This is a genomic window from Humitalea sp. 24SJ18S-53 (assembly GCF_050632385.1).
Lineage (GTDB): Bacteria > Pseudomonadota > Alphaproteobacteria > Acetobacterales > Acetobacteraceae > Humitalea.
In genome coordinates this window covers 5709227-5734425 of the sequence record NZ_CP192599.1, presented here as the reverse complement: position 1 = coordinate 5734425, position 25199 = coordinate 5709227, and the positions used below count along the sequence as shown (strand labels likewise).

The 25199-nt window shown below is 69.2% G+C and carries 27 protein-coding genes; 16 read left to right on the top strand and 11 right to left on the bottom strand.

Going from position 1 to position 25199, the window contains the following annotated elements; genetic code table 11:
- Complete coding sequence (locus ACQW02_RS27495; RefSeq protein WP_431283098.1) at nucleotides 1–183, top strand: hypothetical protein; 183 nt, start codon at nucleotides 1–3, stop codon at nucleotides 181–183.
- The gene (locus ACQW02_RS27490; protein ID WP_431285984.1) at nucleotides 183–1478 is read left to right on the top strand and encodes an amidase; all 1296 of its coding nucleotides are present in this window, start codon (nucleotides 183–185) and stop codon (nucleotides 1476–1478) included. The genes ACQW02_RS27495 and ACQW02_RS27490 overlap by 1 nt, the downstream gene beginning before the upstream one ends.
- Here ACQW02_RS27490 and ACQW02_RS27485 read toward each other — a convergent pair.
- From ACQW02_RS27485 to ACQW02_RS27475, 3 genes are all read right to left on the bottom strand, one after another.
- On the bottom strand, nucleotides 1462–2394 hold the full coding sequence (locus tag ACQW02_RS27485; RefSeq protein ID WP_431283097.1) for a polysaccharide deacetylase family protein: 933 nt from the start codon (nucleotides 2392–2394) through the stop codon (nucleotides 1462–1464). The two genes, ACQW02_RS27490 and ACQW02_RS27485, sit on opposite strands and share 17 nt — an antisense overlap.
- The gene (locus tag ACQW02_RS27480; protein WP_431283096.1) at nucleotides 2391–3296 is read right to left on the bottom strand and encodes a polysaccharide deacetylase family protein; all 906 of its coding nucleotides are present in this window, start codon (nucleotides 3294–3296) and stop codon (nucleotides 2391–2393) included. The genes ACQW02_RS27485 and ACQW02_RS27480 overlap by 4 nt, the downstream gene beginning before the upstream one ends.
- Nucleotides 3297–3451: 155 nt before the next feature.
- The gene (locus ACQW02_RS27475; protein WP_431283095.1) at nucleotides 3452–4309 is read right to left on the bottom strand and encodes an isocitrate lyase/PEP mutase family protein; all 858 of its coding nucleotides are present in this window, start codon (nucleotides 4307–4309) and stop codon (nucleotides 3452–3454) included.
- 89 nt (nucleotides 4310–4398) lie between these two features.
- Here ACQW02_RS27475 and ACQW02_RS27470 point away from each other — a divergent pair, with 89 nt between their 5' ends.
- The 7 genes from ACQW02_RS27470 to ACQW02_RS27440 are packed head-to-tail and all read left to right on the top strand — an operon-like array spanning nucleotide 4399 to nucleotide 10589.
- Entirely contained in the window at nucleotides 4399–5493 is a 1095-nt protein-coding gene (locus ACQW02_RS27470) for an alpha-hydroxy acid oxidase (RefSeq protein ID WP_431283094.1), read from the top strand.
- A gap of 4 nt (nucleotides 5494–5497) precedes the next feature.
- Entirely contained in the window at nucleotides 5498–5818 is a 321-nt protein-coding gene (locus ACQW02_RS27465; RefSeq protein WP_431283093.1) for a hypothetical protein, read from the top strand.
- 10 nt (nucleotides 5819–5828) lie between these two features.
- Entirely contained in the window at nucleotides 5829–6443 is a 615-nt protein-coding gene (locus ACQW02_RS27460; RefSeq protein ID WP_431283092.1) for a DUF938 domain-containing protein, read from the top strand.
- Between the two features lie 37 nt (nucleotides 6444–6480).
- Complete coding sequence (locus tag ACQW02_RS27455) at nucleotides 6481–7455, top strand: tripartite tricarboxylate transporter substrate binding protein (protein WP_431283091.1); 975 nt, start codon at nucleotides 6481–6483, stop codon at nucleotides 7453–7455.
- Entirely contained in the window at nucleotides 7455–8357 is a 903-nt protein-coding gene (locus ACQW02_RS27450; protein ID WP_431283090.1) for an NAD(P)-dependent oxidoreductase, read from the top strand. Before ACQW02_RS27455 ends, ACQW02_RS27450 begins: the two co-directional genes overlap by 1 nt.
- Nucleotides 8350–9153, top strand: coding sequence for an N-acyl homoserine lactonase family protein (locus ACQW02_RS27445; protein WP_431283089.1), 804 nt, complete (start codon nucleotides 8350–8352; stop codon nucleotides 9151–9153). The genes ACQW02_RS27450 and ACQW02_RS27445 overlap by 8 nt, the downstream gene beginning before the upstream one ends.
- 20 nt (nucleotides 9154–9173) lie before the next feature.
- Nucleotides 9174–10589 carry an FAD/NAD(P)-binding protein gene (locus tag ACQW02_RS27440; protein WP_431283088.1) on the top strand — a complete coding sequence of 472 codons (1416 nt, stop codon included), beginning with the start codon at nucleotides 9174–9176 and terminating at the stop codon, nucleotides 10587–10589.
- Nucleotides 10590–10700: 111 nt separating this feature from the next.
- Here the strand turns inward: ACQW02_RS27440 and ACQW02_RS27435 are convergent, their stop codons facing one another.
- Together ACQW02_RS27435 and ACQW02_RS27430 are read right to left on the bottom strand one after the other, a co-directional pair.
- Nucleotides 10701–11099 carry a DUF6481 family protein gene (locus ACQW02_RS27435; protein WP_431283087.1) on the bottom strand — a complete coding sequence of 133 codons (399 nt, stop codon included), beginning with the start codon at nucleotides 11097–11099 and terminating at the stop codon, nucleotides 10701–10703.
- Between the two features lie 84 nt (nucleotides 11100–11183).
- Nucleotides 11184–11495 (bottom strand): HU family DNA-binding protein, encoded by a 312-nt coding sequence (locus ACQW02_RS27430; protein ID WP_431283086.1) that lies wholly within the window; start codon nucleotides 11493–11495, stop codon nucleotides 11184–11186.
- A 537-nt stretch (nucleotides 11496–12032) separates the two neighbouring features.
- Here ACQW02_RS27430 and ACQW02_RS27425 point away from each other — a divergent pair.
- The 5 genes from ACQW02_RS27425 to prfB all read left to right on the top strand — a co-directional run bounded on the left by ACQW02_RS27425 (nucleotide 12033) and on the right by prfB (nucleotide 16300).
- The gene (locus ACQW02_RS27425; RefSeq protein WP_431283085.1) at nucleotides 12033–12635 is read left to right on the top strand and encodes a cold-shock protein; all 603 of its coding nucleotides are present in this window, start codon (nucleotides 12033–12035) and stop codon (nucleotides 12633–12635) included.
- Between the two features lie 106 nt (nucleotides 12636–12741).
- On the top strand, nucleotides 12742–12909 hold the full coding sequence (locus tag ACQW02_RS27420) for a hypothetical protein (RefSeq protein ID WP_431283084.1): 168 nt from the start codon (nucleotides 12742–12744) through the stop codon (nucleotides 12907–12909).
- The gene (locus tag ACQW02_RS27415; protein WP_431283083.1) at nucleotides 12910–13515 is read left to right on the top strand and encodes a 2-hydroxychromene-2-carboxylate isomerase; all 606 of its coding nucleotides are present in this window, start codon (nucleotides 12910–12912) and stop codon (nucleotides 13513–13515) included.
- The gene (locus ACQW02_RS27410) at nucleotides 13487–15151 is read left to right on the top strand and encodes an FAD-dependent oxidoreductase (RefSeq protein WP_431283082.1); all 1665 of its coding nucleotides are present in this window, start codon (nucleotides 13487–13489) and stop codon (nucleotides 15149–15151) included. The genes ACQW02_RS27415 and ACQW02_RS27410 overlap by 29 nt, the downstream gene beginning before the upstream one ends.
- A 9-nt stretch (nucleotides 15152–15160) precedes the next feature.
- The gene (gene prfB, locus ACQW02_RS27405) at nucleotides 15161–16300 is read left to right on the top strand and encodes a peptide chain release factor 2 (protein WP_431283081.1); all 1140 of its coding nucleotides are present in this window, start codon (nucleotides 15161–15163) and stop codon (nucleotides 16298–16300) included.
- Here the strand turns inward: prfB and ACQW02_RS27400 are convergent.
- The 4 genes from ACQW02_RS27400 to ACQW02_RS27385 all read right to left on the bottom strand — a co-directional run bounded on the left by ACQW02_RS27400 (nucleotide 16284) and on the right by ACQW02_RS27385 (nucleotide 21434).
- A complete protein-coding gene (locus ACQW02_RS27400; RefSeq protein WP_431283080.1) occupies nucleotides 16284–17726 on the bottom strand; it encodes a glycosyltransferase family 4 protein in 1443 nt (480 codons plus the stop codon). The genes prfB and ACQW02_RS27400 overlap by 17 nt on opposite strands.
- 200 nt (nucleotides 17727–17926) lie before the next feature.
- Nucleotides 17927–19543 carry an acyl-CoA synthetase gene (locus ACQW02_RS27395; RefSeq protein ID WP_431283079.1) on the bottom strand — a complete coding sequence of 539 codons (1617 nt, stop codon included), beginning with the start codon at nucleotides 19541–19543 and terminating at the stop codon, nucleotides 17927–17929.
- Nucleotides 19544–19580: 37 nt separating this feature from the next.
- Entirely contained in the window at nucleotides 19581–20384 is an 804-nt protein-coding gene (locus ACQW02_RS27390) for an enoyl-CoA hydratase (RefSeq protein WP_431283078.1), read from the bottom strand.
- A gap of 72 nt (nucleotides 20385–20456) precedes the next feature.
- Nucleotides 20457–21434, bottom strand: a complete 978-nt coding sequence (locus ACQW02_RS27385; RefSeq protein ID WP_431283077.1) for a Bug family tripartite tricarboxylate transporter substrate binding protein — start codon at nucleotides 21432–21434, stop codon at nucleotides 20457–20459.
- Between the two features lie 104 nt (nucleotides 21435–21538).
- Between ACQW02_RS27385 and ACQW02_RS27380 the strand changes: the two genes are divergently transcribed.
- Together ACQW02_RS27380 and crcB are read left to right on the top strand one after the other, a co-directional pair.
- On the top strand, nucleotides 21539–22909 hold the full coding sequence (locus ACQW02_RS27380) for a replication-associated recombination protein A (protein ID WP_431283076.1): 1371 nt from the start codon (nucleotides 21539–21541) through the stop codon (nucleotides 22907–22909).
- Between the two features lie 247 nt (nucleotides 22910–23156).
- On the top strand, nucleotides 23157–23534 hold the full coding sequence (crcB, locus tag ACQW02_RS27375; RefSeq protein ID WP_431283075.1) for a fluoride efflux transporter CrcB: 378 nt from the start codon (nucleotides 23157–23159) through the stop codon (nucleotides 23532–23534).
- Nucleotides 23535–23537: 3 nt separating this feature from the next.
- On the opposite strand, the gene ACQW02_RS27370 is transcribed toward crcB, so the two are convergent.
- A complete protein-coding gene (locus ACQW02_RS27370) occupies nucleotides 23538–24497 on the bottom strand; it encodes an MBL fold metallo-hydrolase (RefSeq protein ID WP_431283074.1) in 960 nt (319 codons plus the stop codon).
- 79 nt (nucleotides 24498–24576) lie between these two features.
- Nucleotides 24577–25179 carry a TetR/AcrR family transcriptional regulator gene (locus ACQW02_RS27365; protein WP_431283073.1) on the bottom strand — a complete coding sequence of 201 codons (603 nt, stop codon included), beginning with the start codon at nucleotides 25177–25179 and terminating at the stop codon, nucleotides 24577–24579.
- Nucleotides 25180–25199 lie beyond the last annotated feature (20 nt).

Below are 25199 nucleotides of genomic sequence, written 5' to 3'. Positions count from 1 at the left end.
ATGCAGCCCTCCCCCGCCGAGATCGACGCTTTCTGCGCCCGCCATGGGCTGGACGCCCTGACCCCAGCCCACCGCGCCCGCATGGCCGAACTGGCCGTGGCGGTGGCCGAGGCCGCCGCCGCCCTGCCCCGCCCGACCGACAAATTTTTGGAGCCGGCGACCGTGTTCCGGGTGCCGGCGTGATGCAGCCCTGGGAACTGACGGCCACCGCGGCCGCCGCGAAATTGCAGGACGGCAGCCTGACGGCGGAGGCGCTGACGCGATCCTGCCTGGACCGCATCGCGGCGCAGGAGCCCGCGGTGAAGGCGTGGATCTTCCTCGACCCCGTCGCCGCTATCGCCAAGGCGCGGGAGGTGGACAAGGCCGCGATCAAGGGTTGCCTGCATGGGCTGCCGATCGGCGTGAAGGACATGATCGATACGGCCGACATGCCGACGACCCACAACTCGCCGATCTACCAGGGCCTGCAACAGGGGCGGGACGCCGCCTGCGTCGGCATCGCGCGGGCGGAGGGCGCGGTGATCCTGGGCAAGACCGATACGGTGGAATTCGCCGCGGCCGGGCGGCGGGCGCTGACGCGCAATCCGCATGACCTGACGCGGACGCCGGGGGGGTCGTCATCGGGCTCTGCCGCCGCCGTGGCCGCCGGAATGGTGCCGCTGGCCTTTGGCACGCAGACGGGCGGCAGCACGATCCGCCCCGGCAGTTTCTGCGGCATCTACGCGATGAAGCCGACGCATGGCGTGGTGAACAGCGAAGGCGCCAAGCGCTACTCCCATACGCTGGACACCATCGGCTGGTACGGTCGCGCACCATCCGACCTGCGGCTGCTGGCCGAGGCGTTTCGGCTGTTCGGGTTGGACGTGCCGCTCGGCAAGACCGTGAAGGATTTGCGGATCGGGTTGTTGCGTGGGCCGAACTGGCATCTGGCGGCGCCCGAATCCCAGGCGGCGCTGCTGCTGGCCGGCAAGCGGTTGGCGGATGCCGGGGTGGTGGTCGAGGAGGTGACGCTGCCCGCACCCTTCGATGGCATCACGGAAGCGCAGCGCATTGTCCTGATGGGCGAGGGGCGTGGCGCCTTCCTGGCAGAATATGTCTCGGCCTTCGGCAAGCTGCACGCCGACTTCCGCAGCAGGGTGGAGAATGAGTCCGGCATCACGGCGGCGATGATGGCCGGCGCTTATGATCTGGCCGGCGATTGCCGCCGCAGTTTCGATGCCATCGCCAGCGGCTACGACGCCGTGCTGACCCCAGCAGCACCTGGCGAAGCCCCCGTGGGGCGCCAGGACACTGGCAATGCCGTGTTCAACAGCATGTGGACCCTGCTGCACGTGCCCTGCATCGGCATCCCCTGCACCGAGGGGCCGAACGGCCTGCCGGTGGGGGTGCAGATCATCGGGCAGCGCTTTGGCGATGCGGCGCTGCTGGATGTGGCGGCGCTGGTGGCACCGGTGATCGACCCTAAGCTGCCTGGGTAGTCCAGGCGTCGAGGATCTGCGCCCCAGTTGCGGGCCAGATGCCGCCGCGGGCAAGCAGTGTGTCCAGCATTTCGGCCAGTGCCCTGATGCGATGTGGCTGGCCCATCAGCCAGGGCGTGATCGCCAGGGTCAGGATGCGCCCGCCACCAGTCGCGCGGGCCTCGGCATCGATGGTGCTATGGGCGGCGAGGATGGCGGCACAAAAATCTTCCGTCGCCATGTGCTGTTGGAACAACAGGCGCTGGTCCGACAGGTCATAGGGCAGCGGCATCGCCGTCAGCGGCCCAGCGCTGGTGGTGACGGCATAGGGCATTTCGTCGTTGACCCAGTCGGCGACGTAGTCGATCCCGGCCTCGGCGATCAGGTCCAGGGTCTGCGCGGATTCCGAAAAGGCGGGCGAATGCCAGCCGCGCACGCTTGGGCCAAAAGCCTCGCGCAGCGTGGTCACCGCTTGCTGCACCAGGGCGCGTTCGGTCGCCACGTCCACCCCGCCGTGGTGGATCTTGCCCATGTCCACGCCGGCCGCAGCGACCTCCCACCCCGCCGCCTTGATGTCGCGCACCAGGGCCGGGTAGCGCGGGGCGAGGGCGGCGCTCATCAATGCCGTCGCCGGCAGGTTGCGTGCGGCCAGCACGCGCATCAGGCGATAGATGCCGACGCGGTTGCCGTAGTCGCGCTGGGTGTAGTCCCAATAGCTCGGGTAGGGGCGTTCCATACCGCCCGGCGCCAGGATCGGCGTCAGCGGCATGTCCATCGGGAAATGCCCGGCATGGACCGCGACCCAGAGCGCCACGCGGGCGCCACCTGGCCAGGTGACCGGGCGCAGGGTCGGCAGGTTGCGATGGGCAAAGCGGTCGTGATCCAGCCCACGACGGCGCCACGGGTATTGCATGTAGCTGTCGGGCAGGCCGGTCATGGTGTGCCCGCCGCGATCCAGGCCTGGAATTCGGCCAGGTGATGGTCGATGAACCAGCGTGCGATTTCGCGGCCGGTCGCAAGCCAGACACCCTCCTGCGCGGTGATATGCGCGAGCACATCGTCCAGCGCCGCGATGCGATGCGGCTGGCCGGTCAGATAGGGGTGCAGGGGCATGCACATCACCGTGCCGCCTTCGTCATGCAACTGGTCGAACTGCGCCTTGCAGATGGCGGCATAGCGCGCGGGCGGCGAGTTCCGCATGTTGAACAGCGGGACGTCGTTGATCTCCAGCGAATAGGGAATGCTGACCAGGCTGCCGGATCGGGTGTTGACCGGCATGGGCTGGTCGTCGTGCAGCATGTCCAGCGTGTAGAGGATGCCTTCCTCGGCCAGCAGGTGCTGCGTCGTTTCGTCATTGGACAGCGCGGGCGACAGCCAGCCGTCCATGCGCTGCCCGCTGGCGCGCAGGATGGTGGCGCGGTCGGTGCGGATGACCTCGCGCTGCTGGTCTTCCGACATGCCGTAGAAGTAGCGGGTGTTGTAGGTGCCGTGGCTGAACAATTCCCAGCCGAGTTCGCAGCAGCGTTCGATGATCTCGGGGTAGTGGTCGCAGACGGCGGTGTTCAGCGACACGGTGCCGCGCACGCCGTGGCGGGCCATCACATCCGCCATGCGCCAAAAACCGACGCGATTGCCGAAATCGCGATGCGCGTAGTTCAGCACATCCGGCAGCGGGCGCGGCCAGGGCGTGCGGCGCGGGTTGGGCGGTGGGTCGAGTTCATAGTGTTCGATGTTCGGCGCCAGCCAGACGGCGATGCGCGCGCCATTCGGCCAGGTGATTTTTGGCCGGTTTGCATAGGGCGCGAAGTCGTAGTGGCCGGGTTCGGCAAGGCGGCTCATGACGCCATGCCCCGCATCACGTCGAAGGCCGCGACACGGCGATCGGCCTGCCGCGCCGGCATGGTGCTTTCCTGCATGGCACGCTCCGTCGCTACACCGTCAGGCACTCGTTCCACTTTTTGCCGCGACCTTCAAGGTGGGCTGGCCTTGCCGGCCTACCCCAGGAAGCGCGACGTCCAACCATCATAGTCATCCTGCCGCGTCACCCGGCGCATCAACTCGGCCGGCGCCAGGTTCGGCAGCGATTTCGGCGCCGTGCCGTCGCGTAGCGCCTTCAGCGTCGCATGAATCGCCTGCACCGCCGCCTGGAAGGGCTGGTGGCCCTGCAAGGCGATCCGCACCCCACGTGCCGCCAGGTAGTCGCGGTCGGCCAGTTCGGCCGTCAGCGTGCCCAGGACCAGGGGGATGGTCGCGACCTCCGTGACCGCATCCAGTTCCGCGCGGGTGGTGACGCCGGTCAGGAACAGCGCATCGGCGCCCGTTTCGGAATAGGCGCGGGCGCGCAAAACGCCCTCCTCAAGCCCCATGACCCCGACCGCCCCGGTGCGGGCGAAGATGCAGGTGGCAGAATCCTCGCGGGCGGCCAGGGCGGCGTTGATCTTACCGATTCCCTCGACCAGCGGGATCAGCCGGGTCGCGCCATCGCCAAAGGGGCGGGGCAGGTCGGTGTCCTCGATCGACATGGCGGCGACGCCGGCGTTCTCCAACTCCCGCACCGTGCGCATGGCGTTCAGCGCATTGCCGTAGCCATGGTCGGCATCGACCACCAGCGGCAAGCCGCTGGCCCGCCCGATGCGGCGGGCCTGGTCGGCGAATTCGGTCAGGGTCAGCACGATCAGGTCGGGCGCACCCAGCACCGCCAGCGACCCGGTGGAGCCGGCGAACATGCCCAGCTCGAACCCGAGATCCTCGGCGATGCGGGCGGAGATGGGGTCATGCACCGACCCCGGATGCACACAGATCGGGCCGCTCAGGATGGCGCGGCAGGCGGTGCGTCGTGCGGTGGCGGTCATTCAGGGCGTCCCATCCAGTTTGGCCGGGTGCGTTGACCCGTCATGGGGGCGCTTCTAGCGTTTCCCCGAACAAGAGGAACGGGTCCAAGATGTCTGCCAATGAGGAAGAACGCTTCCTGACCTTGCACGAGATCGTCAAGGCTGCGCGCAACAAGGTGACGCCGAACGTCTGGGACTACCTGACCGGCGGCACCGAGACCGAGACCACCCTGGCCCGCAACCGCATGGCGCTGGACACGGTGGCACTCCGCCCGCGCGTGCTGCGGAATGTGAGCAACGTCGATACCTCGGTCGATTTCTTCGGCCATCGCATCCGCCTGCCGGTCTTCGCGGCCCCCGTCGGTTCGCTGGAATCGTTTGAGGCCGGGGGCGGCGCCTCGGTCGCCAAGGGCGCCGGCGCCTTCGGCGTGCCGATGATGCTGAGCAGCGTCAGCCAGCCCGGCATCGAGGAAACCGCCGCCGCCGCGACCGGGCCGAAGATGTTCCAGCTTTATGTGCGCGGCGACCATGACTGGCAGGACGAGATCGCCCGCCGCGCCATCGCCGCCGGCTACGACGCCTTCGCCATCACCGTGGACACCGCCCATTACAGCCGGCGCGAACGCGACATCGCCAAGCGCTTCGTAAAAACCTGGCGTGCCTACAACACCGGCATGGATATCCAGGCCGCGCTGTCGTGGGACGACGTCAAGCGTTTCAAGGACAAGCACAGGATTCCGCTGATCCTGAAAGGCATCGGCACGGGTGAGGATGCCGAGATCGCCTGCCAGCACGGGGTGGATGTCATCTACGTCTCCAACCACGGCGGCCGGCAGTTGGACCACGGCCGGGGCTCGCTGGATGTGCTGCCGGAGGTCGTGCAGGCCGTCGCCGGCCGGGCGAAGATCATGGTCGATGGCAGTGTCAGCCGTGGCACCGATATCGTGAAGGCGATCGCGCTGGGCGCCGATTGGGTCGGGCTCGGGCGGTTGTATCTCTATGGCCTGGCCGCCGATGGCGCCGATGGCGTGCGGCGCATCCTGGAAATCCTGGAGGACGAGACGATCAAGGCGCTGGGCCTGACCGGCGTGACTTCTTTCGGCCAGTTGAACGCCTCCTACGTGCATCACGGCGCGCCGCCCGTCGCGGTGCCGCATGTCCACAGCGCCTTCCCGCTGCTGAACCTGGCCGACCGGGGCTATTGATCCGATGGACAAGGACGAACTGACCGCCTGGGCCCTGGCCAATGGCTGGTCGATGGTGGCCGGGCACCCCAGCCTGACCAAGCCCTCATCGCCCAAGGAAGCCATCGTGCGCATGGTGCTGAAGGCGACGGTGGTGAATATCGAGGTGAAGAAACCCGCCGGCAAATGGGAGAAATTCGCCGGCGAGGCCTATGGAAAAATCATCGCCGAGCCGGAAACCGGCATGCCGGGGGGCCTGGGGCTGACCAACATCACGGGCTTCACCCGCCTGATGCAGGAGAACAAGGACCGCCAGGTCTTTGCCGCCATGACCGGCAAGAAGTGACCCATAGGACGTGATTGGCGACCTCCGCCGCTTCGCGCCCGCCGCCGCCCGCAACCGCGAAGCCATCCTGGAGGTGCTGCGCCGGCACCTGCCGCCGCGCGGGCTGGTGCTGGAGATCGCCAGTGGCTCGGGCGAACACGCGCTGCACTTTGCCCAGAATCTCGGCCCCGGCATCGTCTTCCAGCCAACCGATGCGGAGGCCGATGCGCGGGCCAGCATCGATGCCTGGGCCGCCAGCGCACCGAATGTGCGGGAGGCGCTGGCGCTGGATGCCTCGGCCCAGCCCTGGCCCGTCGCCGCGGCCGATGCGGTGGTCTGCATCAACATGATCCACATCGCCCCCTGGGCCGCGACCCTGGGGCTGATGAAGGGGGCGGCATCGGTGCTGGAGGCAGGCGCGCCGCTGATCCTCTACGGCCCGTTCCGCCGCGACGGCGCCCATACCGCGCCGAGCAACGCGGCCTTCGACCAGGATCTGCGCGACCGCAACCCGGCCTGGGGCGTGCGCGACCTGGAGGCGGTCGCGGCCGTGGCGGCCGAGAACGGCTTTGGGCCGCCCGCGGTCGAACCGATGCCCGCCAACAACCTGTCGGTGATCTTTCGCCGCCTTGCTGATAACCACTGACGCAGCGGCCGCATAAGACGGCCGCGCAGGAGGAAACATGATGCGTTTTTCCCGCCGCGCGGCGCTGGCCGCGCTACCGCTCCTGGCCGCCCCGGCCGTGCGCGCCCAGGGGGCCTGGCCCAATGGCCCGGTGCGGATCGTGGTGCCCTTCGCGCCCGGCGGGTCCACCGATGCGGTGGCAAGGCTCGCGGCCGGTGGGCTGCAAACCCGGCTGGGCGTGCCGATCGTGGTGGAAAACCGCACCGGCGCGGCAGGCTCCATCGGCACCGATGCGGTGGCCAAGGCGCGGCCTGATGGGCAGAGCTGGCTGCTGACCTTCGACAGCCATGCGACCCTGCCGGCGCTGCTGCCCAACCTGCCGTTCAACCTGACGCGGGACCTGGACCCGGTGATGCTGATCGGCGGCGCGCCCTATGTGATCGCGACGCAGACGGCCAAGCCCTATCGCAACATCCAGGATGTGCTGGCGGCGGCGCGGGCGCGGCCGGATGCGGTCAGCTATGGATCGACCGGCAATGGCACGAATGGCCATCTGGCGATGATCCTGATGACCGACCGGGCCGGGGTGAAGATGACGCACCTGCCGTACCGCGGCGGCGGGCTGGCCGTGAATGACGCGGTGGCGGGGCATATCGACTGCATGATCGGCAGTGCCGCGCTGATTGCCCCGCATATCGCGGGCGGCACTCTGCGGCCGCTGGTGCAATTGGGGCCGACCCGGCTGCCCGGGCTGGCCGATACGCCGACCGTCGCCGAATCCGGCCTGCCGGCGCTGGAAGCCGTCGCCTGGTGGGGCATCTTCGCCCCCACCGGGACGCCGGCCCCGGTGGTCGCGCGCTTCCACGCCGCCCTGCTCGAAACCTTCAACGAACCGCGCATCCGGCGGGTGATGGAGGACACCCAGCAAGCCAGCCTGGTGCTCGGCACGCCCGACGGGTTGCGCGTGTTCCTGGACGAACAGATAGCGATCTGGGGCAAGGTCGTGCGGGACAACCAGGTCAGGGCCGATTGATGAGCCATCCCATCCGCAGCATCGGTTTCATCGGCATCGGCAACATGGGCTGGCCCATGGCGGCGCGGCTGGTGGGCGCGGGCTTTGCCGTCGCGGTCAGCGACGCGGTCCCGGGCCGCGCGCAAAAATTCGTCGCCGAGGTGGGCGGCAGCGACCAGGACATCGCCGACGCCGATGCCATCGTCACCATCCTGCCGACCAGCACCCAGGTGGCCGAGGTCATCGCCGGGCTGCGCGCGTCGCTGCGGCCGGGGATGGTGGTGATCGAGATGTCGTCAGGCCAGCCTTCGGCGACGCAGGCCATCGCGGCCGATCTCGCGGGCCTGGGCATCGCGATGGTCGATGCGCCGGTGTCGGGCGGCGTCGCCCGCGCCGTCACCGGCGAATTGGCGATCATGGCGGGCGGCGAGGAATCCGCGCTGGACCGCGTCGATCCCGTGCTGCGCGCGATGGGCACCACCATCACCCGCGTCGGCCCCGTCGGCGCGGGACAGGCGATGAAGGCGCTGAACAACCTGGTCAGCGCCGCGGGCTACCTGATCGGGATCGAGGCGCTGTTGATGGGCCAGCGCTTCGGCCTGGACCCCGCGCTGATGGTCGATGTGCTGAACAGCAGCACCGGCATGACCAACAGCAGCCAGAAGAAGTTTCGCCAATTCGTGCTGTCACGCGGCTTCGATTCCGGCTTCGGCCTGGATCTGATGGTCAAGGATCTGACCATCGCGATGCAACTCGGGCGTGAGACGGGCACGCCCGCGCCTTTCGCGGCCCTGTGCCGGGAGATGTGGGCGGCGGCGGCAACCAGCCTCGGTCCGGGCCAGGACCATACGGCCGTGGCGAGGCTGTCGGAACATCTGGCGGGCACCGAACTCGCCTCGCCCCAGGTGAACCGGCGTGGCTGACGCCTGGCAGGTCTTCGCGCTGCGCTACGCGCATCACGAACGGCAGGCGCAGGCCAATTTCCTGATGCCGGTCGCCGATGCGCATGACGCCATGCCGATGGATTATTTTGTCTGGCTGCTGCGCGGGCCGGATGGGCGGGAGATCGTGGTGGACACCGGCTTCGACGCCGCCACCGCCGAACGCCGTGGCCGGACGATCCTGCGGCCGGTGGATGACTGCCTGCGCGCCGTCGGCACCGATCCCGCCACCGTGCGCGACGTCATCATCACGCATCTGCACTACGACCACGCCGGCAATTTGGACCTGTTCCCCAACGCGACCTTTCACCTGCAGGACCGGGAAATGGCTTTCGCCACGGGCCGGCACATGTGCGGCACCTGCATCCGCGCGCCGTTCGAGGTGGAGGACGTCATCCGCATGGTGCGCGCCGTCTATGCCGACCGCGTCTGCTTCCACGATGGGCAGGGTGAGGTCGCGCCTGGTGTGACGTTGCACGGAATCGGCGGCCATTCGGACGGATTGCAGATGGTCCGCATCCGGACCGCGCGCGGGCCGCTGGTGATCGCCGGCGACGCCAGCCACTATTTTGGCAATATGGAACGCCAGAATCCCTTTCCGATCGTGTTCGACCTGGGCGCCATGGTGCAGGGCTGGCGCCGCGCCCGCGCCCTGGCTGGGGGTGACGATACGCTGGTGATTCCGGGCCACGACCCGCTGGTGCGCGACCGCTTCCCGGAGTTGCCCGGCAGCGCGCGGGAAGTGCTGCAACTGCATCTGGCGCCCGTGCTGGCATAGGGCTTGCCTGCCCATCCGGCATGGATGCCCTTCCCCCCCAAAATACTCTTGCCGCGCTGGAGGCGCAGGTCGCCCGCGACCTCGGGCTGCTGGCCTATCCCGCCGCCCCTTGGGTGCAGCCGGTCATGGCGCCCGATGGGTCGGAGGCGCTGGATTGCGCCATCATCGGTGCCGGGCAGTATGGCTTATGCGTCGCCGCCGGCCTGCGGCGGGAACAGGTGCAGCGCATCGAGGTTTTCGATGCCGCCGCCGCGGGGCAGGAAGGCCCCTGGGTCACCTTTGCCCGCATGGCCGGTTTGCGGACGCCCAAATACCTGACCGGCCCTGACCTGGGCATCGGCGCGCTGTCGTTCCAGGCCTATTGGGAGGCGCTGCATGGCGCGGCGGGGTGGGACGCGATCGACCGCGTGCCGCGCACGGCCTGGATGGATTACCTGAACTGGTATCGCCACGTGCTGGATTTGCCCGTGCGGAACGGCTGGACCCTGGTGTCGGTCATGCCGACCTCGGATGCTCGCCTGATGCGCCTGGGTTTTTCCACCCCTGACGGCCCGCGCCAAAAATTCGCCAAGACTGTGGTGTTGGCGACGGGGCCGATGGGCGGCGGGGGCCATGGCCTGCCCGCCGATCTGGTCGCCGCCGTGCCGCCTGGGCGACTGCATCACGCCAATGATGTGTTCGACCTGGACGTGTTGGCCGGGGCGCGGGTCGGCATCCAGGGCGCCGGCGCGACGGCGTTCGATGTCGGCATCTCGGCGCTTCGGGCGGGGGCGGCCGGTGCCACGGTCTGCGTGCGGCGCGGCGCCCTGCCGCGCGACAATCCGCGGCGCTGGATGGAGACGGCGGGATACCTCGGCCACTACGTCGATCTGCCGGATGACGCGAAATGGGCGATCATCCGCCACCTGCGGACCTTGGGCCAACCGCCGCCGCAGCCGACCTACGACACCGCGATGGCGCTGCCAGGCTTTGCGATCGCGGAAGGTTTCCCTTGGGACAAGGTCACCTGGACGGGGGATGAGATCGTGGTGGAGGGCGGCGGCCGGCGCCTGGCCTTCGATCATCTGGTGGTGGCGACGGGGTTTTTCTCCGACCTCGACCGGCGCCCGGAATACCATGAGATCGGCCGTCACGCGGCGCGCTGGCACGATCGCTACACGCCGCCCGAAGCGGATGCGGGGATGGGGCGGCAGCCATACCTTGATCGCTTTGGCGCCTTCATGCCGCGCGATCCCGCGGCGGCGCCGTGGCTGGACCGGGTGCTGACGATCACCGGCAATGCCAGCCTCAGCCTGGGGCCGATCACGACATCGATCAGCGGGATGAAATACGCGGCCCCACGCCTGGTCGAAGGCGTGAAGCGGCGCATTTTCCTCGACCAGCAGGCGCAGGACTGGGACGCGCTATTGCACCGCGATCACGCGGAGTTGCGCTAGAGCGCGATGCGTTCGCATTCGCTCACGCATCGCGGTCTAGCTTGTTGTTTTGTCGCGTGATTCAGCCCTACGGCGCATTCGCGCCTACGGCCATCACGCTCCGATCCCGCCCTACTTGCGCGCCTTGCGGGCCGCGTAGCGGGCGTCGCGGGCGGCCTTCTGCTCGGCGGCCAGGGCCAGCGAACGGGCTTTTTTCTCGGCGGCCCAGGTGATCGCGCGGGCGGCCTGTTCGGCTTCCAGGGCGGCCTGTTCGGCTTCGCGCGCGGCCTGCTGGGCGGCGCGTTCCAGCTTTTCTGCGGCCTTGCGGGCTTCTTCGACGCGGCGGGCTTCGGCACGCTCAGCCTCACGCTGCTTGCGGGCCTCGGCGATCGCCAGGGCGGCGGCCTGTCGTTCCTTCACCACCGGGTCATCGGGACCCGGGCGGGCGCGGAAGCGCTCCAGAATGGCCTGCTTGGCCTTGGCGGCGGTGGCTTGCCGATCGGCGAATGTGTCGGGTTTGAAAGCGCCCATGCGTCCCTTCTGATGATCCTGGGCCGGCGGAGGTGCCGGCCCCTACGGGTCGGGGGCTTGCGCCCCGCGACCGGTTCTTTTTGCTCAGCCCTTTGCGGACTTACGCTTGGCCTTCTTAACGCCCGCGAAAACCGCTTCCTTCAGCGACGGGCTGACCTTGAAGCGCACGGTGGCGCCGGCCTTGACCTGGACCTTTTCGCCCGTGCGCGGGTTCAGCGCGGTGCGCTTCGGGGTCTCACGCACCGCGAAGGCGCCGAAATCGGGCAGCGTGAAGCGGCCGGTTTCGATGATCTGGGTCTTGATCGCGGCGATGATTTCAGCGGCAAGGCGGTTGGCGGCCACAGCCGGCATTTCGGTGGACGCGACGATGACGTCGGTCAGGAACTTCTTCGACACGCAGCGATCTCCTTCACAATGGACCCCCCTTTAGACCAGTCGTGTTCGGATGTCAGGGGTGGCGATGCGCGTCAGACCCGCGCAAATCGTGTGTGTGGGCCGCGAACCGATGCCGCCGGCGCCCACGGACGAAAATGAATCGCGCGCGTGGCGGAGGCAAATGTCGCGCGTGGCGCGTGCAAACCTGTCGCGCGGACCGTTGAACACGCCGCGCGTGGCGTGAGAATGTTTCGTTCAACGTGCAATTCGCCCCGCCGGCTTGCCCCAAAAGCGCAGCGAATGCGTCCGATCTTCGACCGCCGGTACGAATCCCACCCCTTCCTTGCGAGATGGCCCTGTTGCGGACCCCCCGCTTGGCCGTATATCGGCCTTGATGTGGTGTGGGGCTGCCCGAGGTCGGGCGTCTGTTCCAAGACCGGTCGCCCCGGTCGAACCGCAAGAGAGATGGACAAGGCTTAGGACATGGCGAGCAACGGAGGCGGGCGTGCCCGCAGGTCCCGCGGCAGGGGTGGTTTTGACGATGATGGTCCGTCCGACGTGGGTTGGGCACCGCCACCGCCGTCGTTCAGCGACGCCCCGGCACGCCGGGCATCGCCGTCGGTCTTCGCCACCGGCCCCGAGGTCAAGGCCGTGGTGAAGTGGTTCAACCCTGAAAAGGGCTTTGGCTTCGTCGAAGTGTCCGGCGGTGGCGGCGATGCATTCCTGCACGCCAGCGCCCTGGAACGCGCCGGTGCCAAGATCGTGAACCCGGGCGCCGTCCTGTCGGTGCGCGTGGGTCCGGGCCAGAAGGGCCTGCAGGTGACCGAGGTCGTCGAGATCATCGACGCCGAGGGCGTGCCCCCTGCCCCGTCATCCTTCGGCGCCGGTCCCGGTGCCGGGCCGCGCGGCCCGCGGCCGGAAATGCGCCGCGCCGCGCCGCTGCCCACCGATGGCGAGGAGATGCGCGCCACGGTGAAGTGGTACAGCCCCGAGAAGGGCTTTGGCTTCGTGACGCCGGATGGCGGCGGCAAGGATGTGTTCGTCCATGCCACGGCCCTGGAACGCAGCGGCGTCGCGGCGCTGGCCGAAGGCCAGATCGTCTCGGTCCGCGTCGTGCAGGGCAAGAAGGGGCCGGAAGCGGCCTCCGTCGCCAACGTCTGAGGTGCGACGGGCTTTGCCGGGCGGGGTTTTTCCCTGCCCGGCCAGCCTCTACGCCATGATTTGGGCCGTTTCGACGACCCGCAGAGCATGAAGAAGAAGTCGGGCCATGCGTAAACCGAACTATAATTTTGAACGCCAGGAACGCGAGCGGATCAAGGCCGAGAAGGCCAAGGTCAAGGCGCAGAAAAAGGCCGAGCAGGCCATCGAGGACAGCGCCGCCGCCGAGCAGCCGCAGGACCAGGCCGCTGCCCCGCCGCGTGAGCCCGGCGCCTAAGTGGCGCTGCGGGTCGATTACTACGTCTCGCTGAATTCCCCCTGGACGCATCTGGGGGCTGCGCGAATCGTCGAGATGACGGCCCGTCACGGCGCCAGCCTGCATATCTGGCCGGTGGATTTCGGCACGATCTTCGCCGCATCCGGCGGCCTGCCCCTGCCCAAGCGCTCACCGCAGCGCCAGGCCTACCGGATGATGGAATTGCGCCGCTGGCGCGACGAGCTGGGCATCCCGATCCATCTGGAACCCGCACATTTTCCGGCAAGCGAGGCGCTGACCACCTCCTGCGTCATCGCCGTGCGGGAGACCATCGGCCAGGCGCCGGCGGTGGCCCTGGCGCATGCCGTGCTGAAGGCGCTGTGGGAAGACCAACGCAACCCCGCCGACCCGGCCTGCCTGGGTGACTTGATCGCGGGATGCGGGCTGGATGCACCGGCCGTGCTGGCGCTGGGTGCGGACCCCCGCTGGGCCGCGATGCGCATGGCCGATAGCCAGGCCGCCCTGGCGCGCAACGTCTTCGGCGCCCCGAGCTTCGTCATCGGCGACGAGATCTTTTGGGGACAGGACCGGCTGGCCTTTGTCGAAAAACGCCTCGCCCAAGGCTGAGGTCACGGATGTCCTGGTGCTGGGCTCCGGCTCGGCCGGGCTGACCGCGGCGCTGACAGCGGCCGCCCAGGGGCTGTCCGTCACCATCCTGGAAAAGACCGACCGGCTGGGCGGCACCTCCGCCATGTCCGGCGCCGGGACCTGGATCCCCGCCAATAGCCATGCCCGCGCGGAAGGCATCGCCGACAGCCCGGAAGAGGCCCTGGCCTATATCCGCGCCGCCGCCCCCGAAGGCTGGGCCGCGACCGAGGATGCGCTGTGGCAGGCGTTTGTCACCCAAGCCCCGGCGATGCTGGATTTCGTCGAGGCCGAGACGCCCTTGCGCTTCCGCCTGACACCGGAACCCGACCCGTTGCGCGACCTTCCCGGCGCAAAACCGCGCGGCCGGATGCTGTCGCCGCTGGCGCTGAGTCGCTGGCGTGCCGGGCGCTACGCCTTCCGGCTGCGGCGTTCGACGATCCCGGAAATTTTCACCTATCACGAATCCGTCACGACTGATCTGTATCACAAGCCCTACCGCACGGCGTTGTCGCTCTGGCCGCGCCTGGCCTGGCGGCTGCTGACGAATGCGGCGGGCAAGGGCACGGCGCTGATCACCGGGCTGCTGCGCGGCTGCCTGGACCACGGCTGCCGAATCGAACTGTCGGCCCGCGCGGTGTCGCTGACCCTGGATGACAGCGGGGCCGTGACCGGGGCGGTGGTCGAACAGAATGGCGCCACCCGCACCATCACCGCCCGGCGCGGCGTGTTGATCGCGACGGGTGGGTTTGAATGGGATGCGGCGATGCTGGCCCAGAACTTCCCGGGGCCGGTCGATTACCTGGGCAGCCCCAAGGCCAATGAAGGCGACGGGCATCGCATGGCCACCGCCGCCGGGGCGGCGCTGGCCCATATGGACCAGGCGACGCTGACCCCCAGCATCCCCACGCGCTACCAGGGCGCGCTGCATGCGCTGCCGGTCCCCTTCCATACCGAACCCAATGCCATGCTGGTCAATCGCCACGGCCAGCGCTTCGTGAACGAGTTGCGCTTCAACATCGGCGAGTTGCTGGACACACGCGATCCGGTCACCGGCCAGCCCATCCACCTGCCGGCCTGGGTCATCAGCGATGCGGCGATGCTGGACGCCCTGCCGCCCGTGCGCTGGGCGGCCCGGCACGACCCGGCATGGCTGCGCCAGGCGCCGGATATCGCCAGCCTGGCCCGGATGATCGGGCTGGACCCGGACGTGCTCGCGGCCAGCGTCGCGCGGTTCAACGCGGCCTCGGCGGCTGGGCGGGACGCGGAGTTCGGCCGCCCCGCGGGGCGGGATGCGGCGGCGTCGGCCGACAAGCGGCGGCGCGCGGGGCTGGACCCGATCATCCGCCCGCCGTTCCTGGCCATGCCGTTCAACCGATCGATCCTGGCGACCAAGGGCGGTCCGCGCACCAATGAACACGCGGAGGTCCTGCGTCCCGACGGCAGCGTCATCGCCGGTCTGTTCTGCGCCGGGGTCGCCATGGCCAATCCGCTGGGCACGCGGTCGGTCGGCACGGGCACCACCATCGGCCCCAACATGACCTGGGGCTGGATCGCCGCGCGCCGCATGGCCCAACGCAACACCGCATCGCTTGCGCCGGAGGCTGGCCGGGCCTAACTCGGCGCCATGCGCGCCGATGCCGAAAACCTGAAACTGCGGATTGCCGAATCCGCCGACCTGCTGCGACGACACCTGAACTGGGACGTGGCCCAGGCCAGGCTGGAGGAGCTGAACGCCCGCGCCGAGGACCCCACCCTGTGGGACAAGCCCGACCTGGCCCAAACCCTGATGCGCGAACGCACCAAGCTGGCCGACCAGATCGAGGGCGTCGCCAGGCTCGAACAAGCCGTCAGCGACGCGCTGGAACTGGTCGAGATGGCGGAGGCCGAGGGCGATGCCGCGACGGCCGATGCCGCCGTGGCCGACCTGCAGACCCTGGCGGCCGAGGCCAAGCGCCGCGAGATCGAAAGCCTGCTGTCCGGCGAAGCCGATGGCAACGACGCCTGGCTGGAAGTCAACGCCGGCGCCGGCGGGACCGAGGCGCAGGACTGGGCCGAGATGCTGCTGCGCATGTACACGCGCTGGGCCGAACGCCATGGCTACAAGGTGGTCATGACCGAGGAAAGCGCCGGCGAGCAGGCCGGGCTGAAATCGGCGACCATCCAGGTCACCGGCCCCAATGCCTATGGCTGGCTGAAGACCGAAACCGGCGTGCACCGCCTGGTCCGCATCAGCCCCTTCGATGCCGCCGCCCGGCGCCAGACCAGTTTCGCCAGCGTCTATGTCTATCCGGTGGTCGATGACCGCATCGAGATCGACATCAACCCGGCCGATCTGCGCACCGACACCTTCCGGGCGAGCGGCGCCGGCGGGCAGCACGTCAACAAGACCGAATCGGGCGTGCGCTTCACCCATATCCCGACAGGCATCGTCGCCGCATCGACCCAGGACCGCAGCCAGCACAAGAACCGCGCCATCGCGATGAACATGCTGAAGGCGCGGCTCTACGAATTGGAACTGACCAAGCGCGAGGCGATCGGCGCGGCCATCGAGGCCGGCAAGACCGACATCGGCTGGGGCCACCAGATCCGGTCCTACGTGCTGCAGCCGTACCAGATGGTGAAGGACCTGCGGACCGGCACCGAATCCGGCAATCCCGGCGCGGTGCTGGACGGCGGCCTGGACGAATTCATGGCCGCCGCCCTGGCGCTGCGCGTCGGCACCACGCGGTCCGAAGCCAGCGCCAGCGTCAAGGCGAGCTTGTAGCCGGCTCGATCGCCCGCAACACCGCCTCGGCCGTCGCGGTCCAGGGGGTCGGGCGGTAATCGGCGGCGATCCGCGCCTCCAGCGCCGGCACCACATTCGGATCCTCGACCGCGCGGCGCACGACGGCATAGGCCGCGGTCGTGTTCTCCGGGTCCACATACAGGCAGAACGGCCCACCGGCCTCCGGCACCGAGGTGCGGTCCGAGGCGATGCAGGTCTTGCCAAAGGCCAGGCTCTCCGACACCGGCAGGCCCCAGCCCTCGTAATGCGAGGTGAACAGCGTGAAGCGGCAGTTCTCGTAGAGCGCCGAGAGCGTGGAATCATCCGGCTCCCGCACCAGCACCAGCTTGCCGTCGAGCCAGTCGGTGTTCTCGATCGCCTGCATCAAATCGGCCACCATCCAGCCGACGCGGCCAGCAAAAACCAGGGTCGGCACCTGGTCGCGCGGCATCTCCTCCAGCATCTGCCGCCAGATGCGGAAGGCCTGGAGGTGGTTCTTCCGCGCCTCGATGGTCGAGACGAAGAGGGCGTAGCCGCCGGGCACCAGCCCCTCCGGCAGGGCCGTGGCGGGGGCGGGCACGAAGCCGGTGCCGATCGGGATGGGGCGCGGGGTGGACCGCAGGGCGATGCCTTCCCGGGCCGCCCAGGTTTCGATGTCGCGGGCGGTGGCGTCGGAAATCGCCAGGATGATATCGGCCGCGGGCAGGCAGCGGCGGATGAAGCCCTCGAAAATGCGGACCAGGCCGCGGTCGCAGAATTCCGGCCGCAGCACGGGGATCAAATCGTAGACCAGCAGCGCGAAGCGCATGCCCGTGGGGCCAACCACGCGGGACACGAGGGTGGCATAGGCCGGGTGGAACCAGGGCGAACCGAAGCAGGCCAGGGTGTCGCCCGGCTGCGCGACCTCACGCAGGTCGGTGCCCCAGGCGACGGGCTCAGCCTCACCGGGGATCTGTTCGCCGTCCGGCGGCTCGGCCTGCACGGGTCGAACCGGGCGCCGCCACAGGCTCGGCACGGCGCGCACGGCCTCGACGAAGTGGCGCATGACCGCGATCTGGTGATGTGCCCCCTGTGACAGCGGCTGGCGCAGGTCGAAGGGCAGGCGGGAGATGACGTGCCGGATGGGGCCAAGGCCGAGCGGCCTCGTGGTCGGGATGGAAAGCGTGCCGGCTTCGGCGGCCGCGGTCGTGGCGGCGTCATGGGCCGAGGGGCCGGCGATCATCCCCTCGTACAGCGCCACCACCTCCCCCCAGGCGACCACGCGCATGGTGCCGCGCGGTGAATCGTGGCGGACGAAACCGACGTCGCGGTCCGGGCAGGCGACAAGGGCGCGGTAGAGTTCAAAGCTCAGGCGCTGGATCCCGCTCGGGCGAGCGAGATGCCGGGCGTAATCGAACAGGTCCTCGACGTCGATCCAAAGCGTCACAATCAATCATTCCGTTTCTGACGCCTGTGCCGCAAGCAGAATGTTGCGGTACCGTTTTTTGGCGCGGGTTGGTTCTGCCATGCTCCGGCGGGGGGCATCCACCATGCGCGGCGCAAGCCGCGTTGCGCTCCCCTAACCCCGAACGCTTCGGCCACACAACAGTTACTGGCCGATACAGCCCCGCGTGCGGGGCGCACCGGTCATCCCCGAATGCTGCTGCGCAGCACGTGCTTCTGGATCTTGCCTGTGCTGGTGCGCGGCAATTCGCTGAAGATGATTTTTTTCGGCGCCTTGAAGCCGGCCATGCGTTCGCGGCACCAGGCGATCAGCTCGGCCTCGGTCGCGTCCATGCCGGGCTTGAGCTCGATGAAGGCGCAGGGAACCTCGCCCCATTTCTCGTCCGGCAGGGCGACGACGGCGGCCAGGGAGACGGCGGGGTGTTTGTAAAGCGCGTCCTCGACCTCGATGCTGCTGATATTCTCGCCGCCCGAGATGATGATGTCCTTGCTGCGGTCGCGCAGTTGGATGGTGCCATCGGTGTGGCGCACGCCCAGGTCGCCGGTGTGGAACCAGCCATGGGCGAAGGCCTTTTGGGTGGCCTCGGGGTCCTTCAGGTAACCCTTGCTGACGACGTTGCCGCGCATCATCACCTCACCCATCGTGATGCCATCGGCGGGGACCGGCACGCGGGTCAGCGGGTCGATGATGTCGAGACCCTCCAGCACATGGTAGCGCACGCCCTGGCGGGCCATGCGGACCGCCTGTTCGGCGGGGGGCAGCGCGGTCCAGTCGTCGTGCCATTCATTGACCACGGCGGGGCCGTAGCATTCGGTCAGCCCATAGACGTGGCAGACGGTGAAGCCGGCGGCGGCCATGCGGCCCAGCACGGCCTCCGGCGGCGGCGCGCCGGCGGTGGTGAAGTTCACATGGGTCGTCAGCGTCGCGCGGTCGGACAGGGGCGTGTCCAGCAACGTCGACATCACGATGGGCGCGCCGCACATGTTGGTCACGCCATGTTCGGCCATCAGCCGCCACATCGTGGCCCCGCGCACCGCGCGCAGGCAGACATGGGTGCCGGCCAGCGCCACGATGGTCCAGGGGAAGCACCAGCCGTTGCAATGGAACATCGGCAAGGTCCAGAGATAGACCGGGTGGCGGCGGATATCGGCCGCCAGCACATTGCCCAGCGCCAGCAGGTTGGCGCCGCGATGGTGATAGACCACGCCCTTGGGCCGGCCCGTGGTGCCGCTGGTGTAGTTCAGGCTGATCGCCTTCCATTCATCGGCGGGCATCGGCCAGGCGAAATCGGAATCGCCCTCCGCCAGCAATGCCTCATAGCCGATGGCGCCGGGGATGGGCGCGCCGACGCCGTCATCGACCTCGACCAGCAAGGGCTTGCTGGTGCAGCGTTCCAGCGCGTCGCGCAGCACCGGGAAGAGTTCGCGGTCCACGATCACCACGCGCGCTTCGCCATGGTCCAGGATGTAGCCGATGGTATCGGCATCCAGCCGCGTGTTGATCGTGTTCAGCACGCAGCCCGACATCGGCACGCCGTAATGCGATTCCAGCATCGGCGGGATATTGGGCAGCAGGGTCGCGACCGTGTCGCCATCGCCGAAGCCGCGCCGCGCCAGGGCCGACGCGAGGCGGACGCAGCGTTCGCGCAGGCTCCGGTAATCCGTCACCTGCCCATTGTGGATCACCGCCGGACGCGCCGGATGGGTCAGCGCGGCGCGTTCCAGGAACAGCAGCGGCGTCAGCGGCTGGTGGTTCGCGGGATTGCGGTCCAGGTCCGTGTCGTAGGCGGCATTGGCCATGGGTCAGACTTTCAATGAAAAGCGCCAGGCGGCGCTGTCAACGGTTACGCCAGACCGGCGTGGTCTTGTTCAGGAAGGCGCCGATGCCGATGGCGGCATCCTCGGCCAGCATGTTCTCGGTCATGGTCGCGGCGGCGATGGCATAGGCCTCGGCCAACGGCAGCCCGGACTGGGTGTGGAAGGCGCGCTTGCCCAGGCGTACCGCGACGGCGCTGCGGGCCGCGATCTTTTGGGCCAGCGCGGCGGCTTCGGCGACCAGCGCGTCGGGGGCGACCACGCGATTGACCAGGCCCAGGCGGCGTGCGGCCTCGGCGCCGATGGGGTCGCCGGTTAGCAGCATCTCCAGCGCCGCCTTGTGCGGCACGGCACGGGACAGGGCGACCGCCGGTGTCGAGCAGAACAGCCCGATGTCCACGCCAGGCGTGCAAAAGCGCGCGGCGGCGGAGGCGACGGCCAGGTCGCAGGTCGCGACCAACTGGCAGCCGGCCGCGGTCGCCATGCCCTGCACCGCGGCGATGACGGGCTGCGGCAGAGCGACGATGGCCTGCATCAGCGCGGAACAGGCGGCCATGGTCTCGGCGAAGAATGCGGCGCCGGCATCGGCATCGGCGCGATGTGCGGTCAATTCGCGCAAATCGTGGCCGGCGCAGAAGACCGGGCCATCGGCGGCCAGGATGACGCAGCGGATGGTATCATCGGCCGTGATCCGGGCCAGCGTGTCGCGCAGCGCCGCGATCATGCCCATCGACAGGGCGTTGCGCGCAGCCGGGCGGGCCAGGGTCAGTGTTGCGACACCGCCCGAAGCCTCAAGCCGCAGCAGCGGCTGGGTTCCGCCGTCCATGTGCTGTTCCCCCCCTGTCTGCTATTGGCCTTAGCCAACAAAATGGCGCGCCGGTATGAGCCGGCGCAATGATCAGCCGATTTCGATCCCGGTCTGCGCCACCAACCCGCGCATCGCCTCGCGCTGTTCGGTGACATAGCGGGCGAAGGCCTCGGGTTCGCTGCCGACCGGGATGGCGCCCAGCGTGTCCAGCCGGCTGCGGACCGTCGCATCGGCCAACGCGTCGCGCGACAGGGCGAACCAGCGGTCGCGCAACGGCGCCGCCAACCCGGCCGGGCCGTAGAGCCCGTTCCATTCGTTCAGCTCGTAGCCAGGAAAACCCTGTTCGGCGATGGTCGGCACATCCGGCAGGGCCGCCAGCCGCGTGATGGTGGTCACCCCCAGCCCGCGCAGCCGCCCCTCCCGCGCGAATTGCAGCGACGAGGCGACGGTGCCGAAGACGCAGGCGATGTTGCCCCCCAGCAGATCCTGCAAGGCCGGCGCGCCGCCGCGATAGGGCACGTGTTCCAGCCGCACGCCGGCGCGCGAGAACAACAGCGCCGCCGCCAGATGCGCCGCCGTGGCATTGCCCGACGATCCATAGGACAGCGCCCCGGGCCGCGCCCGCGCGTAGTCGAGGAACTCGGCCAGCGTCCGCACCGGCAGGGTCGGCGGCACCAGCAGGATCTGCGGCCAGACCAGCAATTGCGTGATCGGGGTAAACGCCGTCGCGTAGTCGAAGGGCAGGTTCCGCTGCAGCACCGGGTTCAGCACATGGCCCAGCGCATCGACCATGACCGTGCTGCCATCGGGTGCGGCGCGCGCCAGTTCGGCGGCCCCGATCGCCCCGCCGGCGCCGGGCCGGTTTTCCACGATGACAGGCTGGCCGAGTGCTGCCCCCATCGGCACGGACAGCAGGCGGGCGGAGGTATCCACCCCACCGCCCGGCGCATAGGGCGCGATCAGCCGGACGGGGCGGCTGGGCAGGGTCTGGCCTGGAAGAGTCTGGGCGGCGGCGCCAAAGGGCAGGAGCGCGCCTGCGGCCACGAGACGGCGACGGGTGATTGTCATTGGGCGTGTCCTCCGGTTCCCGCTTGCGTAGCCGCCGCGCCGCCCGGGTGCAACGCGGTGGGGCATGGCTTCGCAGTCCTGCCCGACCGGCGCTATTCTGCCGCATGTCCCGCGATCCATCGCCGCCCCCCGACCTGTTCGGCGAAACAGCACCACCCGCCACGGCCGCCACGGCGCGGCCGCTGGCCGACCGGCTGCGCCCGCGGGCCCTGGCCGATGTCGCGGGACAAGGCCATCTGGTCGGGCCCGAGGGCGTGCTGACGCGCATGCTGGAACGCGGGGCGCTGTCGTCGCTGATCCTCTGGGGGCCGCCGGGGGTGGGCAAGACGACCATCGCGCGGCTGCTGGCAGAAGCGGCGGGGCTGCGGTTCGAATCCCTCTCGGCGGTGTTTTCCGGTGTCGCCGACCTCAAGCGCGCGTTTGAATCCGCCCGTGCCGCGCCGCGCGCGACCCTGTTGTTCGTCGATGAAATCCACCGCTTCAACCGCGCCCAGCAGGACGGGTTTTTGGGGGTGGTGGAGGACGGGACGGTGGTGCTGGTGGGCGCCACGACGGAGAATCCGTCCTTCGCCCTGAACGGCGCGCTGCTCTCGCGCTGCCAGGTGCTGGTGCTGAAGCGGCTGGACGAGGCGGCCCTGGACCTGCTGCTGAGCCGCGCCGAGGCCGATGCCGGCCGTCCCCTGCCCGTCGATGCCCCCGCCCGTGCCACGCTGGCCGCGATGGCCGATGGCGATGGGCGCTACCTGCTGAACATGGCCGAGCAATTGCTGGCGCTGCCGCCGGGCACCAGGCCGCTCGACACCGCCGCCCTGTCGGCGTTGCTGGCGAAACGCGCGGCGCTGTATGACCGCAACAAGGAAGAACACTACAACCTGATCTCCGCGCTGCATAAATCGATGCGCGGCAGCGACCCGGATGCGGCGCTGTACTGGTTCGCCCGGATGCTCCATGGCGGCGAGGATCCGCGCTACATCGCCCGCCGCCTGACCCGCTTCGCCTCGGAGGATGTCGGCCTGGCCGACCCGGGCGCGCTGCCTTTTGCCTTGGCCTGCTGGGAGACCTACGAACGCCTGGGCAGCCCGGAAGGCGACCTGGCCCTGGCGCAATGCGTGCTGCGCCTGGCGACGGCCGATAAATCCAACGCATCCTATTCCGCCTGGGGCGCCGCCCGGGCGCTGGCCGCCGAAACCGGCAGCCTGATGCCGCCCGCACATATCCTGAACGCGCCGACGGCCATGATGCGCGACCTGGGCTACGGCGGCGGCTACGACTACGACCACAAGGCCGAGGACGGGTTTTCCGGGCAGGACTACTGGCCGGATGGCATGTCCGCCCGCAAACTCTACGAACCCACGGATCGAGGGCGGGAGGCGGCATTGCGCGACAAGCTCGAACACCTGGCGGCGCTGCGCCGCACCCGCGCCGCACCGCGCGGCCGGCTTGAAGGGGCGGTGCCCGCGCGGCGCCCGAAGTGAGGGGGCTGCGCGTTGAAAGGGGCTTTGCCCCTCTCAAACTCTCCCCACCAAGGGGCCGTGGCCCCTTGGAACCCACGGGATTTGGTAAAATAAAGGGAGGGGCGTCATTGGCGTACCCTGGGCGAAGCGTGGTCTCGCCCCTCCCTTTATTTTACCAATACATCGCGCCGGTCCAGGGGCGGCGGCCCCTGGTGGGGGAGGTGTGGAGGGGGCAAAGCCCCTTCCACGGCGCCCCCCCCCCATTCCAGTGACCGCCCTGACACCACAGGCCCTGCTATGGGTCGCGCTGGGTGGTGCCATCGGGTCGGTGTTGCGGTTTTCGGTGTCGGTGGTCGCGGCGGGGCTGTTGGGGCCGAACTACCCTTGGGGCACGTTGCTGGTGAATATCATCGGCAGTGCGCTGATCGGGGTGGCGGTTGGGGTGGAGTTGAGCGGCACGGCGCGGTTGCTGCTGGTGACTGGGATGCTGGGCGGCTTCACGACCTTTTCCGCGTTTTCGGCCGAGACGCTGCTGCTGTGGGAACGCGGCTGGTGGCAGGCGGCGCTGTATGTCGGACTGTCGGTCGGGCTGGGCCTGGCGGCCTGCGCGATCGCCTGGGTGGCGACGCGCAGTGCCTTGCACTGACGGTCAGATGCCGGGGCTGGACCAGTCCGAGGCCACGTAGCGGAAGCCGTCGCCTTCCTTGGCGATGTAGCCGGTCGCCGGGAAGGGGAAGTGGTAGCCGGTGACGCGCATCCGGTCGGCGGCGACCCGGTCGAGCACCCGCATCCGCGACACGCCCCCGGCCGCCCCGTCGAAATCGAAGGTCGAGATATAGCCGGGCCGCCGGGCGAAGAGTTCCGGCCGGTGGGTGAGGTCGGCCAGCACCATCAGTTGCGCGTCGCCATCGGCCACCTGGAACACGCTGTGCCCCGGCGAATGGCCGTAGGCTGCGATGGCGCGCACGCCGGGCGTGACCTCGGTCTCGGCCGCGAAGCGGCGGATGCGGCCCTGGTAGGGGGCGAAGCGGCGGGCGACGTTGGCGAAGTTGACGCGCTGGCCCTGCGGGCTGCGGCTTTCGTTGGAGGCGTCGGTCCACCAGGCATATTCGGCCTCGTTGATCGCGATTTCGGCGTTCGGGAAAACCGCGCGGCCATCGGCGGTGGTCAGGCCGTGGATATGGTCCTGGTGGCAATGGGTGACGATCACCAGCCCGACGCGGGCGGGGTCGATTCCGGCGGCCGCCATATTCGCCGTCATCAGCCCCGCGGTCGCCGCCATCTGCCCGCCGGTGCCGGCGTCGAAGGCGATCAGCAGCCGGCCGGTATCGACAAAGGTGACGGTATAGGGGCCGCGATAATCGACCGCCGGCAGGAAGGATTGCGCCAGCACGCCGCGCACTTCCTCCAGCGGGGCGTTCAGCACCAGGCCTTCGACGTTGCGGCGGTTGAAGCCGTCATAGACGGTGGTGACGGTGAAGCCGCCAAGCTTGAAGCGATAGAAGCCGGGGTTTTGCGGCGCCGTGGGCGTGGCCTGGGCCAGGGCGACCCCGGGCAGGAGCGGCAAGGCGGCGGCGGCGAGGCCGGCGTGGCGACGGGTGATCAGCATGGCGCTCCCCTCCCAGGGATGTCTTGTATTATCTGAAGTCTGCACGGAGCGGACGACGTCTTGCAATCGCCGCGCGGCATCACCCGGCCAGCGTCACCGTGGTCAGCATCGCCTCCAGCAGGTCGTCGGCATCGGCTGGCCCCGGCAGTGCCTTGATCATGCCGTTCAGCCGGCCGTCGAGCAGCAGCACGGCAAACCCATGCACCAGCGACCAATAGGCCGCGGCCTGGGCCGCCATCTGCAAGGGGCCGGCCGGTGCCGTGCTGCGTGCGGAAATCGCCTGGCGCAAGGCCTCCCGCGACGCATCGATGGCCGCGCGCAGGGCCGGCCGGCTGGCGTCCAGCCTTTCGCTGCGGAACATCAACACGAACAACCCGGGATGCGCCCTGGCAAAACCGACATAGGCGCGGCCCATCGCCTGGAACCTCAATCGCGGGTCAGGCCCTGCCGCGTCCATCGCCGTCGCCAGGGCGGCACCGAAGCGCTGGTAGCCGACGGCGGCCAGTTCACTCAGCAGCCCCGTCATATCGCCGAAGTGGTTGGCCGGGGCGGCGTGGGAAACGCCGACGGCGCGGGCCGCCGCGCGCAGGGTCAGCGCGGGCAGGCCCTCGGTTTCCAGGATGGTCTCGGCGGCGGCCAGCAGCGCCTCGCGCAGGTCGCCGTGGTGATAGGGTCGTGTCATGCGTGAATGTTTACACTGGA